This is a genomic window from Allomuricauda sp. NFXS6, from assembly GCF_040148835.1.
Lineage (GTDB): Bacteria > Bacteroidota > Bacteroidia > Flavobacteriales > Flavobacteriaceae > Flagellimonas.
Genome location: NZ_JAGEMG010000008.1, coordinates 63,324 through 79,181 on the forward strand (window position 1 = coordinate 63,324; position 15,858 = coordinate 79,181).

Sequence of the window (15,858 nt, forward strand, 5' to 3'; positions counted from 1 at the left end):
ATTTAATCCTTCATATAATCAGCGATGCCCTGACTCCCTGAGTCGGGGCGCTCCTCGAGCTCCGATATTATGGTATGATGGTCATCCTTTTGGGTCTGGGAAAGCTTATAGGTGGCCTTAATGTCCGATATCGTTATCTTGAAACCAACAACACCCTTTACTTGACGCAGTGTTTTTGCGGACAGGTTGTTTAGGGAAATCGGGTTTTTGGAGCTCTTTTCGTACTTGTCCACCAATCGGTGCATGGATTGCATGGTTTCTTCTTCGGTCAAGACTTGTAAGGCACCATAAACATGCACTGCAATGTAGTTCCACGTGGGGACCTCTTCTTCTTTGTACCAAGAAGACGATACATACGCATGCGGACCGTTGAAAATACAAAGCACTTCGGCATCGTTTCTAAAATGCTTCCATTGTGGGTTGGCCTTAGCGATATGGCCGACCAGAATATCACTCCCATTTTTAGCTGTTTCCAATTCCAAAGGAATATGCGTGCCCCAAGGTTTATTGTCCACAATATTGATCAAGATACCAAAGGCATTGTTTCTCAAAAAATCTTTGATTTCCTCAATATCGCTGTTGCTGTAATGGGGAGGGGTGTACATAGTATTGAAAACAGTGTTCAATTTAGATTGAAAGGCATAAAGATATAAATTAAGACTTCATTTTTACAGCATATTACCAACAATAGAAACCAGAAAAGGCCCGATCAGGGGCCTTTAAAATGGTTTTGGGTTAAGCTTAATTAGAAGATACTTGAATTTGGCCGCTTCTGCCGCTTAGGTCCTCTCTAAAGACCCATAGTTCTTGCATATCTCCATCGGTCACTGCTTCAAAATCTTTTAAAAATGTAGCAAAGCTACCAGCGCCATGGACTTCTTCGAACCATTGGGGAAACTTGTCTTCCTGCCCCATCCAAGATGATTTCTCAAAAAAGTCAATCCAAACGAAATCGGCACCATCCTTGTTTGTTAATTCATTGTAATAAGAGCCCCATTGTTGCTCCGAATCCTTGGTCATGAATACTTGCTGAACCTTGTCCAAAAGCGCGTTAAATTCTTGTCCCTTAAACCGTTTGATATCCAGCATAAAAATGGCTAGATTTTTCAATTCAAAATCCTTGGTGAAATTTGAATGACTTGGGTCACCTTTCCAATAGGTAGTTTCCATTTCGGCCAAAGCATTGGCAGCAACGTTGTTGTTCCAATCTTTGGTATGGTCGTCCGAGTAGTTGTTGGTCTCATCCATGGAAGACCAAGAAGTTGGTCCAAGGCTCCATACGTATTTTCCCGAATCTTTACCACTGGCAACCCAATAAACACCAACTTGTTGTGTTCCTCCGGCATGGTATTTTTTATTGTGTGCTGCAACTCCAGCTTCAAAAGCCTCAATTTTGTCTGGCTGTGGTGTCATGAGAACGTTCATGAAAATGGCCGCTTCTTGATTCTCTTGGGCTACCATTAAAAATGGAAGCAAAAATGCTATTATGAATAATTTTTTCATTTTTCTAAGGTTTTAAGTTTATACTATTCGGTAGGTTCCATTTCTGACTCGGCCATTTTGGCTTCAGCTTCAATTTTTTGAAGCCCCAATACAATTTCGGTGGGATCCCAATAACCGTATTCCCGAACTATTTTCCCATCGATAAATTGATAGGTCAGGTGAATCGGAATTTCTATTTTCTTATTGTTGGCTGCTAAAGAGCACTGCCATTGCAACCAACAGTTTACCCAGGTTTCCCCTTCGTCGGTTACCACCATCTCATACTCTTGATTATCGCCTTTAAACCCTCTTGTAGCATAGTTGGCATCGGTTTGTCGGTGATAGTCCATAACTTCACTCGGCGACATCGGATTTTTATTGGTGTTGTAATAGGTCTTTGAGGTGTCTGCATATACACCGGTATCGAATAATTTATTGTTGTAATTGTCTATGAATTGCTTAACGGTTTCAATTTCGGGTGAATTCTGAGTATATCGCACAGGTCCCTGTTGACAAGCACTGGCAATCAATGCCACAAAGGCACATAGGAGAATAATTCTTTTCATTTTCTAAAGTTTATTATTGATTGTTTAAATAGAAAACTTCGGATTAAGAATGTTCGAAGTTTAATCATACACCGATGACCTCACCGGAGAAACGAGTAATCACTTTGGTGATTACGATAAATGGAATAAAAGTTTGTTTAGGAATTTGGGATACAACTCGTTATTTCTATCCAAGGAGAGGATTTAAATTACAAGTAAGGGTCTGATTAAATAGGTAAAAAAGGTTGGAAAAAAAAGTGGGGAGAAAAGTTTGAAATCCAACAAAGTAAATATAGTAAAAAACTGTATATGAGTGATTTAAATCATAGATAAAATGACATTTATTTATCAAAATCGGCGTTAATTGAACTATTTTCCCACAATATAAAATCATGCCTTTCTGATGCTGTAATCCATTCCTCTTTTATTTCGAAAAAAGCAATTGCCCTTTTTTATGATTACCAAATAAATGGTTCAGTCGATAAACTACTACACTACAATTCATCCTTAGAAACATACAGTTCGGTAATCCTTCTTTTTTATGCGTAAGATGTTGATTCATCTTTGTGACATCAATAATCATAAAACGACAGTCATGAAAAAACTGATTTTAGCAATTGTGCTTCTTGTCACTTCATTGACCAATGCTCAGGACCGTTACTCCAAAGGAATGGAAAAGGCCTTTGAGCTTTGGCAAAATCAAAAATCAACAGAGGCATCCAATATGTTCGAACGCATAGCGACCGCAGAACCCGATAAATGGTTGCCTTATTATTATGTATCCCAGATAAACACTGTAATATCTTTTGGGGAAAGGGATGAGAAAAAACTGAGCAAACAACTGGAAAAGGCACAAGAATTTTTGGATGTAGCCAAAGCCATTTCCCCAAACAATCCAGAAATCTTGGTTCAAGAGGCATTGATCAACACCGCATGGGTTGCCTTTGACGGTGCTACCTATGGTATGACGCTTTCACCTAAAATTGAACAATTGTATCAAAAGGCTCTGGAGATTGCTCCAAACAACCCACGAGTAGTATTCTCCAAAGCAGAATGGGATATGGGCTCCGCACGCTATTTTGGCAAGGACATCACCCCTTATTGTAAAGATGTGGAAAGGGCTTTGGAACTTTTTGCTACCTTTAAATCCGAAACACCATTTTACCCCTCTTGGGGCAAGGAAAGGGCGGAACAGGTATTGACAAGCTGCAATAAATAATAAAGGATGAAACTCTTTTTAAAAGAACTTGTAAAAGCATTTTTAGTGGGGATAGCTATTTTTATCGTTTTCCTCATTATTTTCTTTATCAAGGGCTGGGAGCTCACCTATCAAGAATTGTGGGAGGAGTTCTGGGAGAGCATGATTTTTTCTGTCATTATATACATGTTCAATGCGGCTTCCTTTATACTTTTAATGCGCAAGTATAATAAGGAACTCTTTACTAAAAAGTATATTGGCTATGGTATTTTGGGAAATATTGTAGCTTCCATTATAGGAATCATTGTATCCAGATTTGTTTTGGTAGTCTTGTTCTATCAAAAATCCATTGCTCAGTTTTTGGCAGAGGAACGTACCGAGTTCTATGTGAGCTCATTTATCATTTCAATGGCGGTGGCGTTAATGTTTTATGCTGCCTATTATTACAAATATTACAAGGAAAAACAGGTCAAAGAGCAAAAAATAATTGCTGGGTCGGCATCTGCCAGGTTCGATGCTTTAAAGAACCAGTTGGATCCCCATTTTTTGTTCAATAGCCTCAATGTATTGACCAGTTTGATTGACGAAGACCCTCACCAGGCGCAAAACTTTACCACCTCCCTATCCAAAGTCTACCGGTATGTACTGGAGCAGAAAAATAAGGATTTGGTCACCGTGGATGAAGAATTAAATTTTGCCAGAACTTATGTGAGACTCTTAAAAATGCGTTTTGAGGATAGCATCATCTTTGATATTCCAGAGCAATGCTCTCAACCTGAGGCCAAAATAGTGCCCCTGTCCTTGCAGCTTTTGCTGGAAAATGCGGTAAAACATAATGTAGTTACTTCTTCTCGACCATTGCGCATTAAAGTTTTTGAACAAAACGGCATGTTGGTCGTGAGCAATAATCTTCAGGAAAAACAAGTAGTGAAAAAGAGTAGTGGGGTAGGTCTTCAGAACATAAAACAGCGGTACAATATATTAACGGAGCGTGAAATGCTCATCAAAAAAACCGAGAGGGATTTTAGCGTTTTTATACCAATGCTTACCCAAAAGTACACCGTACTGGAAACTCAGGAGAGTTATATTGAGGAGAAACGCTACGCCAATGCCAAAGAACGGGTCAAGAACATTAAGGACTTTTACGGCAACCTTATGGCATATTGCATTGTAATCCCCTTTTTGTGGTGGCTCAATTTCCGCACTACGGAGTTTTTATGGGCCTTTTTTCCAACCATTGGATGGGGGTTCGGTTTAACTGCCCATGGAATGGCTGCTTTTGGCTACAACCCATTGTGGGGCAAACGTTGGGAAGAACGTAAGATCAGGGAGCTTATGGACAAGGACGACTTTTAGATATAAGATGCCAGATATCAGCAGTCAGATGTGGGAAGTAAGATGTCAGAGGTTTTCAATTGTTAATTGGTCATTGTAAATTGTTAATTAAACTTTCCTCTTCACCCTTAACCCCTTCCAATACAATTCATCCCACTAAAATTACAGTTCAGAAATTCGTTTTTCATTTTGCACTTGAGTATGGAGATATTTGACCTGTTATCAATACTAAAAACCGAACAATCATGGAAAATTCAAATGAACATCGTTATGCCAGGGCAAAGGAAAGAGTAGAGCACATCAAGTCTTTTTACTCCAACTTAACTGCCTATTGCTTGGTAATTCCACTGCTGGCCTACCTTAATTTTAGAACCACGGAGTTTCCTTGGGCTATTTTTCCAGCTATTGGTTGGGGCCTTGGGCTAGTGGGACATTGGATGACAGCTTACGGTCACAATCCATTTTTTGGAAAGGAGTGGGAAGAACGTAAGATTCAGGAATTTATGAACGACAAAGAATTTTAAGAATGAGTATTTTTAGCTATAACATATCATCAAACAGCAATACAATGGAAACTTCAGATAAAGAGAACAAATACATACGGGCCAGGGAGCGCGTGGAGGAGCTGAAAAAGTTTTACGGCAATCTCACCTCTTATGTCCTTGTAATTTCAGGACTGGCCCTGATCAACTATTTTACCAACCATTTTGCCTACGCTTGGTTCTTGTGGGCCGCGTTTGGTTGGGGTATAGGGATTGTGTTCCACGCCATTAAAACGTTCGACCTCAATCCGTTTTTTGGCAAACAGTGGGAAAAACGTAAGTTGGAGCAGTTTATGCAAGAAGAAGAACATAACAATAAATGGAAATGAGCATGGAAAATTTCAATAAAGAGAAATATGACAGGGCCAAAAAGCAAGTGGACGAACTCAAGGGGTTTTACATCCATTTGACCATTTATGTGGTAATCAACACTTTTATTTTAATCAATCTCTACCTGCATTCAGATAGTTTTTGGCGATGGGAACATTTTATTACGCTGGGGGCTTGGGGAATAGGGTTGTTGTTCCACGCCTCTAAAACCTTTGGGTTTAACCCCTTCCTGGGCAAAGATTGGGAAGAACGACAGATCCAAAAGTTCATTGATGAGGACAAAGAGGAAATGAACAAGTTCAAATAAGATGATGACCAACAAACAAACGGCAAGAGAGGCGGCCAAAAAGCGAGTTCAGGAACTCAAAGGGTATTATAGCCACATAACCATTTTTGTAATCGTCAACGTTATTCTTTACCTCTTAAAAACAGGCATGTTGACCTCCTTGTTGCCGGAAGCATTTCCGAAAGAATCTTATTATTACGATTGGATAAACAGCAACATCCTAATTTGGACCTTGATTTTGATAGTGCATACCTTGATCGTATTCCGGGATAAATTTACTTTTGTTAAAAAGTGGGAGCAGCGCCAAATCCAAAAATATATGGATGAAGATAACGGCGAAACGCATAAATAAGCATAAACACAGAACACCATAACACCAAACCACAATTACATGAATGTCCTGATTATTGAAGACGAAAAACCGGCAGCAAGACGATTGTCCAGATTGCTTTCCGAATTGGAAATTGAGGTCTCCACCATGTTGCATTCCGTTGAAGAAGCCATTGTATGGTTTCAAGAAAATTCACACCCGGATTTAATCTTTTTGGACATTCAATTATCGGATGGACTTTCCTTCGAAATTTTTGATGCCATTGAGGTAAAAAGCGCTATAATTTTTACCACAGCCTATGACGAATATGCGCTTCAAGCTTTCAAGTTGAATAGCATTGATTATTTGCTAAAACCAATCGACGAAGAAGAACTGGAAATAGCAGTAAAAAAGTATCAAAATTTCAAGCCTGAAAATCAGAAAATCCCCATCGATTTCAACGACATAAAAAACCTCTTGGTGAACCCCTTGGAGCGTGAATATAAAAAGAGGTTTACTGCCAAGGTGGGACAACATTTAAAAATTATAAACGCAGATGATGTGGAATGTTTTTACAGTGAAAACAAAGGAACTTATGCAGCCACTTCGGATGGTAGAAATTATTTGTTGGACACTACCTTGGAACAGTTGGAGGAGGAGTTGGAACCACAAACATTTTTTAGGGTGAGCCGAAAGTTCTACGTAAACATTAACCATATAGGAGACATCATTTCATACACCAATTCAAGGCTTCAAATCAAGTTGAATCGTTTTAATGAACGCGAAATCATTGTGAGCAGGGAACGTGTAAGGGATTTTAAGCTTTGGTTGGAATAAATAAATATAAAATACTGATAATTAAATCATTGAATTTATAAAAAAACTTGCTATAAGTTTTTCTTATAGTAAGTTTTTTACCTCCATATCACCCATTTTCTTCAATACGGTTGTCGTCAAAAGCAGAGGGCAATAATTTGGGAATCAATTTAATAAAAATGGGTAGAAGAATGGCTCCCCCAGGCAACATAAAAATGGCCAAAGAAGGAATACTTTTAAAAATATCAATCAACTGATTTTGTACTTTTTTCTTTTCTTCTGGACTCAAATCCTTAACGGTTGACTTGGATAAAAGTGCAACCAATTCTCTACTTTCGGTAAGCTCTTTTTTTAATCTTTTACTATTTCTAAGAATCAGTTTACTTACATTTTTGGACATTCCATCATAGAATTGAACGGCCAAATTTTTGTTGCTCAGATAGGCGATTTTATCTTTGTTTTTTTCAAAAAAATCCGTTACAAATTCAAGCTCATTTTCAATCACTTTTTTTGACTTCCCCAAGTCCTTTCCCAGACCAAAAATATAGTCCGTTTCGGTGTAGTCCAATGTCTTGTCTTCCCAGATGGTCAAGCAAGCCATATCCAAAAAATAATCCCGTTCATTTTTGGTAAATTTTTGGGTCAATAAATCGGAATAATTGCCATCAAATTTTGATTCATCTAAATCAACATAAGTTAAGGATGATCCCAATAATTGAATCAGTTTTGCGTCCGAATCGTGGGTCTCTTTGGAGTTGAGTGCATGGTACACAATGTTGATGGTTACGTACTCCAAAAGTTGGGCGTGTCCCATCACATTTTTGTTGCCTCGCAGATATATCATGAAGATGAGAATATCTACATATAGGAGTGAATTGGTCAAACTATTTCCGAGTGCCCTACTAAAAGTATTATCACTTAGATAGATTCGGGAATCGATTAATTTTTCCAGTTGCGACTCTGTTTTGGAACCGGTCAATATCTTGTTCAAAAATGAAACCTTATTTACATTCAACGATTGGTAGTACTCAAAAATCGTGTTCACAAAAGCTTCAAAATCTGTTTTTCCAACCTCAAAAATATAGGTGAAATATAAAGCAGTGAGCAGATTGATCTTGGCAATTTCATCTTCGCTCAAAGTGTGCTCTACGGCAATAAAGGCAGGTATGTTTAAATGTACACCATAGATAAAACCATTTTTTTTGAGTTCCCTGTACAAGCTATTAAAGTCTTCATAAGGTAAAGACTCTTGATCTACAAGGTGACCAAACTTGTTGATCCATCCAGAGGAAGAAGGGTTCATGTAAAAGAATTAACGTGCCAAAGTAAAACAATTTCTATGACTTTGTTTTACCCAAAGTAAATCACTTCGATAAAATACTGTTAAGACAATTTTAACATTTAAAAACCAAACCCTCTCCCAAAAGGTTCCGTAGGTAGGGGTGAACGAAACTTTAAAAACAAGTAACATGAGAAAAACAACGAAATATCTATTAGGCTTGGGCGCCTTGGCAGTTGCAGCTACCGTTTTGGTGGCGGCAGACCATATTGATGCGCCTTCATCGGCTGGAACCACTGCGGACATTGCCGATTTTTATGCTTTTGAACCCAATGAAGGTTCGGACAACACTGTTTTTGTGGTAGACCTACAATCCAATGTACTGCCAGACCTGGCTTATGGAACCTTTGACGAGGATGTACTTACCGAAATCAATATTGATTTGGATGGTGATTTGGTAGAAGACCAAGTGATTCAAGCTATCGCAAGAGATGGTAGAATGTACTTTTTTGGACCAATCGCTCCTTCACAAACAGGATTGAGCAGTGAAGTAAACACTGATGCTGCTTTGGGCGATGTGGAAATTTCAGGTGCTACGGCCATTGTGGAAACCACTTCGGATGGTGTATCCTTATTTGCTGGAGCAAGACAAGATCCATTCTTTTTTGACTTTTTCCAGTTCAACGCGGTGATTTCTCCAGAAACGGATTCCGCTCCAGTTGGATTTTTACCTCCAGAAGAAGCCGCTGACACTTTTGATGGTGCCAACACACTATCAATAGTAGTGGAAATTCCAAATAGTATGTTGGGCGTTCCAACAGCTACAAACGCCCTAGGACTATCAGTCTATAAAACGTGGGTGACTACAAACAGAAAACAATAAGAACATTTAAATCGATATTATGAAACTAAGACAATCAATATATATAACAGCTCTTGCGTTGAGCTTCGGACTGGTAGTGAGCTGTAGCAACGATGACAACGGAACCGTGATGGACGATGACATGATGATGGACGATGACATGATGATGGACGATGATGATATGATGGGCGTTGATTTTACAGGAACATTTGCACAGGTAGATCACTTGGGTCGCCCAGGTATCAATACCACTTTGAGTTTTGATATGGAAGGTGAAGCAAGTGTTAAAGATGCACATAATACCACAATTCCTTCGGAAATGAGTGCAGCGTTCCAAGCGGGATTCCAAGCTAGATTGGAGCAATACCACGATGTGTATGCCCTTAAACTGGGATTGGACCCTGCAGATGTGAATTATGAGAACAATATTCTGGGATTGGATGCTGCAACACTGACTACGGTTTTGGCGGCTGATGTTCTGGACGTAGCTCCGGATCTACCAACTACTTACTTTAATCCAGGAACAGACCTTGATAACGATGGTAATGTATTGGTGCCCGATGGAGATGAGGTAGCCCTAACAGGAAGACATCCGAACGATGATATTATCGACGTATCTCTGATCTTATTCTTTGGAGGTATGGAAGGAGACCGTTTTAGCGGTCAAGATCTAGATGATGATGGTATGGCCGATTTGCCAAGACTAACATCTGACGGTGTTGGGCTAACGGCAGATATTTCAACCACGTTCCCATATTTGGGAGCTCCTGAGTAATTGCTATGAAAAGGATGGGGCTGTTTGAAAAGTATTGAAATGCGTCATTCTGAACCTGCCTGTCGGCAGACAGGTTTATTTCAGAATCTCATCAACATAATAAACAAATTGTTTTGAGAACCTGAACCATGTTCAGGTTGACGAAAATCGACATTTTAGACAGCCCCTTATTTAATTAAAAACAACAACAAGATGAAAACTACAATACAATATATATTTCTACCACTGGCCCTATTGTTTTTGGCATCGTGTCAGCAAGAAGAAACAGCATTTAAAACAGACAGAAACGATTACGACCAATTTTTGGCAGCGGAACCTGTAAAAGCAACATCCAAATATTTCAAACTTTGGGATAACAAAATAAAATCCGATAGCATGCAGTTGCTTAGTTTGGGCAACGTAGCTGGAGAATATAGCCGTTTTTTTAAAGGAACGGGTGATATAAAATATCTAAAAGATGCCGAGCAATCCCTTAAAAAAGCAGTGGAGATTGCCGCTGTGGGCAAATCGGGATACTTAAGGGCCTTGGCCAGAAATTACATTTCCCAACACCGTTTTAAAGAAGCCTTGGTTTTGGCAAAAAAAGCAAAAAAATTGGGAAGTGGCGTCAACGAAACACAAAGCTTGTTTTTTGACTTGCACATGGAGTTGGGCAACTATAACCTGGCAAACCAATATTTGGACAGCATCCAGAACATGTCCGACTTTGGTTATTTGATTCGTGTGGCAAAATGGAACGATCACAAAGGTGATTTGGATACAGCCATTGCGTTTATGGAAAAAGCTACGGCAAAAGCGGAATCATCCAAAAACAGAGACCTGTTGCTTTGGTCCTACACCAATCTTGCTGATTTTTATGGACATGCAGGGCGTATAGAAGACTCCTATAATCTATATCTAAAAGCACTTCAAATAGACCCGCAGAATGCCTACGCGAAAAAAGGAATTGCCTGGATAGTGTATTCTCATGAAAGAAACGGGACTGAAGCCCTTCGGATTTTGGATTCCATCATGAAAAAGAACAAATCACCGGAATACTATCTGTTAAAAGCTGAAGTGGCAGCCTTTTTAAAAGATGAAATGTTACGGGTGCAATCTTTGGATGACTATTATAAGGCCATACAAAAAAACAAGGATTACGGTGATATGTACAACGTCTATAATGTTGATTTTCTGTTGAGTATGGATGTGGAACATAAGGCATTAAAACTTGCGCAGGAAGAGGTCAATAATCGCCCCACCCCGGAATCTTATGGATGGTTGGCCTATAGTTTGCTCCATATGGGAGAGAAACAAAAAGCTATGGAGGTGATTGAGGAGCATGTGGTCGGTGCTACGTTTGAACCTGCAATTCTGCACCAAGCAGCAGAAATCTATAAAGCAAACGGGAAAACCAATAAGGTGAGTGAGCTAAAACAAGAATTAATGGGGGCAACCTATGAGCTCGGCCCTGTAAAAGAGGCACAAATAGCCAGTCTTTAATTTCCCCCTCAAAGAACCTGGGTTGGAGATCTAAATGGTCTCAGCTTGGTTGTTGTTTTTAGGTGCGCCATGGTGTAAAGCCATGGCGTTTTTTTTATTCGTCGGAGATAACTTCTTCCGTATCTGTTTTTTTCTCTTTTAAAATTTCAATTCCTTTTTGAATCACCAAATTCGTGGGTATGGTTATTTGCTTACCATCATCTGTCCGCATAAAAAGATAAAAACCGCTGATGTCCTCAACCTTGCCTGTCCAGTCAAAGTCTTTGTCCATTACTCGTATTCTATCGCCCAATCGCAGCGGATGATTGAAAAATAAAATTACGCTGGCCGTTAAATTTGATAAAATGGACCATTGCGCTACAAACCCGATACCCAAAATGGCTAAAATTGAGGATAAGAATACCGAAAAATCATTCAAATCAACACCCCATATCAACGATAAACCAATAAATGCGACCAAGTAAAACAACAAGTTGCTCAGGTAAAAAATAATTTTCCTGCTATTCATGTCAATGGAACTTGTTCTGCCAAAGCGCCTAATACCTCTTTTACTTAAAGAATTGAGGGCAATGATAACCGCTAAAAGGATAATTGTGAATAATATCTCGGATTTAAAACTCATAATGTCAAACATAATGGTTCTTAGTAAATTTGGTTTAACTTATACTTCTAAACTACGAATAAACCCTTTCATATTTTAAGGCATGCAAACAGATTTTGAAGAAAATTCATGGGTGATCAATTACTCGCCGGACAATTACTATAATCGAAAATTTTCTTTGCAGGAAGATGTACAACTTTCCAAAGGGGATAAATCCATTACTTGGATAAACACCTATGGACTGAACTATATGGATGAGTTTAGACAAATGGTAGATGGTAATGGTCTGGATGATTTTTTACTACGATTGTTGTTGAATCAAAAATTGGGAAATAAGGTAATAGTGCTGGAAGATCAGCTATTTATAGCGGCCCGAATTCTAAAAACAGAAGGCTATGGCATGGAATCTGAACAGATGTATTTTGTGGTTTCCAAAGATTTTAATTGGTGCATCCAAGAAAAACGGGGCGACCATTTTGACTGGATTCGGCAACGTATATTCGAAAACAAGGGCATCATCAGAAAAAAAAAGGCGGATTACCTTCTCTTCTTTATTTTGGAAACCCTGATTACCAATTACAAGGAAAAATATGAAGAAAGCGTGTTGATGGAAAATGCATTGGATGCCATTGTTAAACGAGAGCCAACTCCGGAGTTTATGTTTGAGGTGGAGCAGAAAAAGGCGCTTATTCAGGATTTTAAGAAAGCATCACATGGGCTTAGGGATATCATCATAAAATTGGAAAGGGTAGAGGTAAAGGGGTTCCAGACCAAATATTTTAGTGAGCTCCGTGAGCAGATAAATGGTTTGATTGCCGACATTGACTCCGATATTATGGAGCTGGAAAGCCAAATCAACCTATTTTTTAGTGTACAGGGCCATCGGTTGAACGAAGTGATGAAAACCCTGACCATTTTCTCGGTCGTTTTTATCCCGCTCACTTTTTTGGCAGGGATATACGGAATGAACTTTGAGAACATGCCAGAACTAAGATCACCTTACGGATATTTTATATTGTTAGGGGTAATGTTGGTGGTCACCTTGATTTCCATCATAATTTTCAAGCGAAAAAAATGGTTTTAAGGTCTAATCCTCTTCATAAACAGACTGGATAGGGTATTGCCCATTTTTATCCAATGATAAACATCATATTCTTGCCAATTGTCGTTAGGTAGATTTGTCTCATCATTTTAAAACAACACACGATGAGAAGAAAAATACTAATAGCAGTAATGACTTTAATAGGGTTGAGCAACTTGGCAATTGCACAGAACGCCCCCGCAGATAATGGAAGCAAGTGGCAATTTAGATTGAGAGGAATTGTGGTTTCTCCTGACGAAAGCGCCGATATCGAAGCCATTGGCGGAGACGTTGATATTTCCACTTCCGTTGTTCCCGAGTTCGACATTACTTACTTTTTTGATGATAATTGGTCTTTGGAACTAATCTTGGCAACCACTAAACACGATGTTGAGGCTGTGGGCACTGCTGCAGGTAATATTGATTTGGGAAGTGTGTGGTTATTACCGCCAACGCTTACAGCACAGTACCATTTTACAGGAGGTGATTTTGTTCCTTATTTGGGCGCTGGTCCCAATTTAACCCTATTTTACGGTGTTGATGAAGGACCAACCGCCGATGATGTTGAGTACGATACTGCTGTTGGCTTTGCATTACAAGGAGGGTTCGATTTTAAGCTAAATGATAAATGGTTCTTGAACTTTGATGTCAAAAAATTATTCCTGAACACTACTGCCACTGTTGATGCGACCACTGCTTTAGGAGCTACTGTGGATGCTGATGTGGACATTAACCCTTGGATATTCGGGATTGGTGTAGGTATCAAACTTTAATATTCGATTGTTTTTTTAGGTTATTTAAGTTTTCAAGGCAGTTTGGTTTATCCGACTGCCTTTTTTCTGCCCAAAGTTAGGAACCAACCGCACCTAAGGTGTACAATTGATCCAAGGTTGGGGTTTCGCTACCACCTTCGGGTTCCAACGTAATACCGAAAGCTTCAGATTCGTTTGCGTTTTCCAAGGTAAAGAGCTTGGTGTCCTGCGATGCAAAATCATCCAACAATCCGATACTGGTAGGGGTGAGCGGATTCAATTTTAGGGACCAAACCTGATAGGTGAACCCATCCGGAGGTTCAGGAAGACCCTGCGCATCGATGATCACTTTGTTTTCTTTCTTGTTCCAATAGGCTTTGGCATATGACTCGGGCGATACTGTTTGTCCGCCAAGGGCTACTACGGCCACATTTCTATCGCGAATCTCTTGCAATAAGGTTTCCTTGGAAGTGATTTCTTCTTGGGTATCGGATAGGATATTTTCCAAGCTTTGCTTTTCTTGATTGGTAAGCTCTATCTCGGACTTGAGTTTGGAGTTTTCAGTATACATCCAGAACAAACCTATGGCCAATAAAACGGAGGCAGCCCAGCCTAAATAACTGCCCCAAGGAGTTCCCTTGCTCGAAGCTTGGGGGGTGAATGGAATAACATCGTCTATTTCGGCTTTTACCTTTGCAAAACCATTTTCTGGCATTTTAGGTGAAGCAGCTTTTGTAAGCTCAAGAATGGCTTTCTCAATTTCCTCTATCTCCTTCCTGATTTCAGGATACTGAATGGCATAGTGCTGTACCTCAAGATTTTCTTCAGGGGACAGTTCTCCAGCAACGTAGAGTTCCAATTTTCCAGACGCTATGTATTCTTTCACATCCATGCTCATGCCATATTTTTTCTAATATTCGAAATACAGCTTCTAATCCTTGTTTTTATTGTGCCAACAGGCGTGTTGAGCTCCTTGGCAGCCTCCTTTTGGGTATATCCTTTAAAGTAAAGCATATCTATTAATAAAATGCACTTTTCCTTAAGGCCTTTTAATAAGGACTGAAGACCAATGGTGTCCATTTTACTGTTTAGATCTTCACCGTTTTCAAAAATACCTACGAGAGAATCCACCGGAAGGTTCTTTTTTTGGTTTTTATGGGTTTTAGAACGCACTTCATCGATAGCAGCGTTCCTGGCAATATTCAATATCCAGGTAAAAAAACGTCCCTTGGAGGCATCATATTGGTTTGATTTCTCCCAAATCTTCACAAATACATCTTGGCAAATCTCTTGCGAACGTTCTGCATCTTTGACAATTACATTGATTGCCCCACAAATATTTTCCGCATACATATTGTACAAGGTCTCAAAAGCGACCGTATCCTTTTTCTGAAATTGTTGTATGAGGTTGTCCAGATCCATTGAAGTTGGCTAAATATATAAAAAAAGAGCTGCTCTTAACAGCCCTCTTCATAAATCTTTGTTGAAAAGCTATTGCTTATTTCTGCTCCAATAAAACAGAACCTTCGATAGCAACATCCTCCCAAGTTTTGCTGACACCATCGGAACCAGTGTGTAATATTTTGCAAGCTTCGTTCAAAGAAGCCAAGGCATCCAAAGCATTCCATTGCTTCAAGTCCATAACCCCCGAGAAATTTACATGGTTGTCATCCGTGATTTCATATTCCATGGGCAGTTCTGTGGATACACCGTTCATACTAAGTATAACCGTACAACTTTTATCATCCTTAAAAGCAAACCTACCTGTAATGGATTGGGTCTCTGCCATTTTCTCAAAAAAGAATTCAATGATTTTTGGATCTCTTGTCTTTGTTGGGTCATTGGTAAAAAGGCTGCTTATCGGAATATTGAACTCTAGCCCGTTCAATGTTTCCACCGGAGTTTCTCCAGCGTTGTATGTCAATTCGACTTCTTGAAAGGTTCCGCCAACGGGAACTTTGTCTGTTGTTTTGTAAGCGGTAAATCGCACATCGGTAGAATCCTCTACAATACTATAAGTTGCAACGGCTTCTTCTGTTTTTTCTTCTTTTTTGGTTTGTTTACAGCCGAAAGCGGCTACCAGCAATAGTCCCAATGCGGCAATTTGAATTTTTTTCATGTCTGTTTTTTTGAAATTAGGTTCAAGTTAAGCAATATTTAAAGGGGTGTCAACAAAAAAAAG

The 15,858-nt window shown here is 39.3% G+C and carries 20 protein-coding genes; 12 read left to right on the top strand and 8 right to left on the bottom strand.

Translation table 11 applies throughout. From position 1 onward, the window contains the following. Positions 1-2: 2 nt before the first annotated feature. The 3 genes from J4E06_RS12640 to J4E06_RS12650 all read right to left on the bottom strand — a co-directional run bounded on the left by J4E06_RS12640 (position 3) and on the right by J4E06_RS12650 (position 2,048). Positions 3-605, bottom strand: coding sequence for an FMN-binding negative transcriptional regulator (locus J4E06_RS12640; RefSeq protein ID WP_349524299.1), 603 nt, complete (start codon positions 603-605; stop codon positions 3-5). A 136-nt stretch (positions 606-741) separates the two neighbouring features. Continuing rightward, the gene (locus tag J4E06_RS12645; RefSeq protein ID WP_349524300.1) at positions 742-1,503 is read right to left on the bottom strand and encodes a hypothetical protein; all 762 of its coding nucleotides are present in this window, start codon (positions 1,501-1,503) and stop codon (positions 742-744) included. 23 nt (positions 1,504-1,526) lie between these two features. Then, positions 1,527-2,048: a nuclear transport factor 2 family protein gene (locus J4E06_RS12650; protein WP_349524301.1), complete on the bottom strand. Its 522-nt coding sequence runs from the start codon at positions 2,046-2,048 to the stop codon at positions 1,527-1,529. Positions 2,049-2,622: 574 nt separating this feature from the next. On the opposite strand from J4E06_RS12650, the gene J4E06_RS12655 reads away from it, so the two are divergent. The 7 genes from J4E06_RS12655 (at position 2,623) to J4E06_RS12685 (ending at position 6,865) form a co-directional block, all read left to right on the top strand. Continuing rightward, positions 2,623-3,246: a tetratricopeptide repeat protein gene (locus J4E06_RS12655; RefSeq protein WP_349524302.1), complete on the top strand. Its 624-nt coding sequence runs from the start codon at positions 2,623-2,625 to the stop codon at positions 3,244-3,246. Positions 3,247-3,252: 6 nt separating this feature from the next. After that, on the top strand, positions 3,253-4,581 hold the full coding sequence (locus J4E06_RS12660; protein WP_349524303.1) for a 2TM domain-containing protein: 1,329 nt from the start codon (positions 3,253-3,255) through the stop codon (positions 4,579-4,581). A gap of 224 nt (positions 4,582-4,805) precedes the next feature. Continuing rightward, positions 4,806-5,084, top strand: a complete 279-nt coding sequence (locus tag J4E06_RS12665) for a 2TM domain-containing protein (protein ID WP_349524304.1) — start codon at positions 4,806-4,808, stop codon at positions 5,082-5,084. Positions 5,085-5,128: 44 nt separating this feature from the next. Further along, on the top strand, positions 5,129-5,431 hold the full coding sequence (locus J4E06_RS12670) for a 2TM domain-containing protein (RefSeq protein ID WP_349524305.1): 303 nt from the start codon (positions 5,129-5,131) through the stop codon (positions 5,429-5,431). 2 nt (positions 5,432-5,433) lie between these two features. Then, complete coding sequence (locus J4E06_RS12675; RefSeq protein WP_349524306.1) at positions 5,434-5,739, top strand: 2TM domain-containing protein; 306 nt, start codon at positions 5,434-5,436, stop codon at positions 5,737-5,739. A gap of 1 nt (position 5,740) precedes the next feature. After that, positions 5,741-6,070, top strand: a complete 330-nt coding sequence (locus tag J4E06_RS12680; protein ID WP_349524307.1) for a 2TM domain-containing protein — start codon at positions 5,741-5,743, stop codon at positions 6,068-6,070. Between the two features lie 39 nt (positions 6,071-6,109). Continuing rightward, positions 6,110-6,865 carry a LytR/AlgR family response regulator transcription factor gene (locus tag J4E06_RS12685; RefSeq protein ID WP_349524308.1) on the top strand — a complete coding sequence of 252 codons (756 nt, stop codon included), beginning with the start codon at positions 6,110-6,112 and terminating at the stop codon, positions 6,863-6,865. 88 nt (positions 6,866-6,953) lie between these two features. On the opposite strand, the gene J4E06_RS12690 is transcribed toward J4E06_RS12685, so the two are convergent. Beyond that, the gene (locus J4E06_RS12690) at positions 6,954-8,147 is read right to left on the bottom strand and encodes an LETM1-related biofilm-associated protein (RefSeq protein WP_349524309.1); all 1,194 of its coding nucleotides are present in this window, start codon (positions 8,145-8,147) and stop codon (positions 6,954-6,956) included. 166 nt (positions 8,148-8,313) lie between these two features. Here J4E06_RS12690 and J4E06_RS12695 point away from each other — a divergent pair, with 166 nt between their 5' ends. The 3 genes from J4E06_RS12695 (at position 8,314) to J4E06_RS12705 (ending at position 11,242) form a co-directional block, all read left to right on the top strand. Continuing rightward, positions 8,314-9,006 carry a DUF4331 family protein gene (locus J4E06_RS12695; RefSeq protein WP_349524310.1) on the top strand — a complete coding sequence of 231 codons (693 nt, stop codon included), beginning with the start codon at positions 8,314-8,316 and terminating at the stop codon, positions 9,004-9,006. A gap of 19 nt (positions 9,007-9,025) precedes the next feature. After that, positions 9,026-9,760: a hypothetical protein gene (locus J4E06_RS12700; protein WP_349524311.1), complete on the top strand. Its 735-nt coding sequence runs from the start codon at positions 9,026-9,028 to the stop codon at positions 9,758-9,760. 192 nt (positions 9,761-9,952) lie between these two features. Next, entirely contained in the window at positions 9,953-11,242 is a 1,290-nt protein-coding gene (locus tag J4E06_RS12705) for a tetratricopeptide repeat protein (RefSeq protein WP_349524312.1), read from the top strand. Between the two features lie 94 nt (positions 11,243-11,336). Here J4E06_RS12705 and J4E06_RS12710 read toward each other — a convergent pair whose 3' ends face one another. Next, positions 11,337-11,750, bottom strand: coding sequence for a mechanosensitive ion channel domain-containing protein (locus tag J4E06_RS12710; RefSeq protein ID WP_349524313.1), 414 nt, complete (start codon positions 11,748-11,750; stop codon positions 11,337-11,339). Positions 11,751-11,946: 196 nt separating this feature from the next. Here J4E06_RS12710 and J4E06_RS12715 point away from each other — a divergent pair, with 196 nt between their 5' ends. Together J4E06_RS12715 and J4E06_RS12720 are read left to right on the top strand one after the other, a co-directional pair. Then, complete coding sequence (locus tag J4E06_RS12715; RefSeq protein ID WP_349524314.1) at positions 11,947-12,927, top strand: CorA family divalent cation transporter; 981 nt, start codon at positions 11,947-11,949, stop codon at positions 12,925-12,927. Positions 12,928-13,049: 122 nt separating this feature from the next. Continuing rightward, a complete protein-coding gene (locus J4E06_RS12720) occupies positions 13,050-13,697 on the top strand; it encodes an OmpW/AlkL family protein (protein WP_349524315.1) in 648 nt (215 codons plus the stop codon). Between the two features lie 76 nt (positions 13,698-13,773). Here J4E06_RS12720 and J4E06_RS12725 read toward each other — a convergent pair whose 3' ends face one another. The 3 genes from J4E06_RS12725 to J4E06_RS12735 all read right to left on the bottom strand — a co-directional run bounded on the left by J4E06_RS12725 (position 13,774) and on the right by J4E06_RS12735 (position 15,795). Beyond that, positions 13,774-14,568: an anti-sigma factor gene (locus J4E06_RS12725; protein WP_349524456.1), complete on the bottom strand. Its 795-nt coding sequence runs from the start codon at positions 14,566-14,568 to the stop codon at positions 13,774-13,776. A gap of 2 nt (positions 14,569-14,570) precedes the next feature. Beyond that, positions 14,571-15,098 (bottom strand): RNA polymerase sigma factor, encoded by a 528-nt coding sequence (locus J4E06_RS12730; protein WP_349524316.1) that lies wholly within the window; start codon positions 15,096-15,098, stop codon positions 14,571-14,573. Between the two features lie 76 nt (positions 15,099-15,174). After that, on the bottom strand, positions 15,175-15,795 hold the full coding sequence (locus J4E06_RS12735; protein WP_349524317.1) for a hypothetical protein: 621 nt from the start codon (positions 15,793-15,795) through the stop codon (positions 15,175-15,177). Positions 15,796-15,858 lie beyond the last annotated feature (63 nt).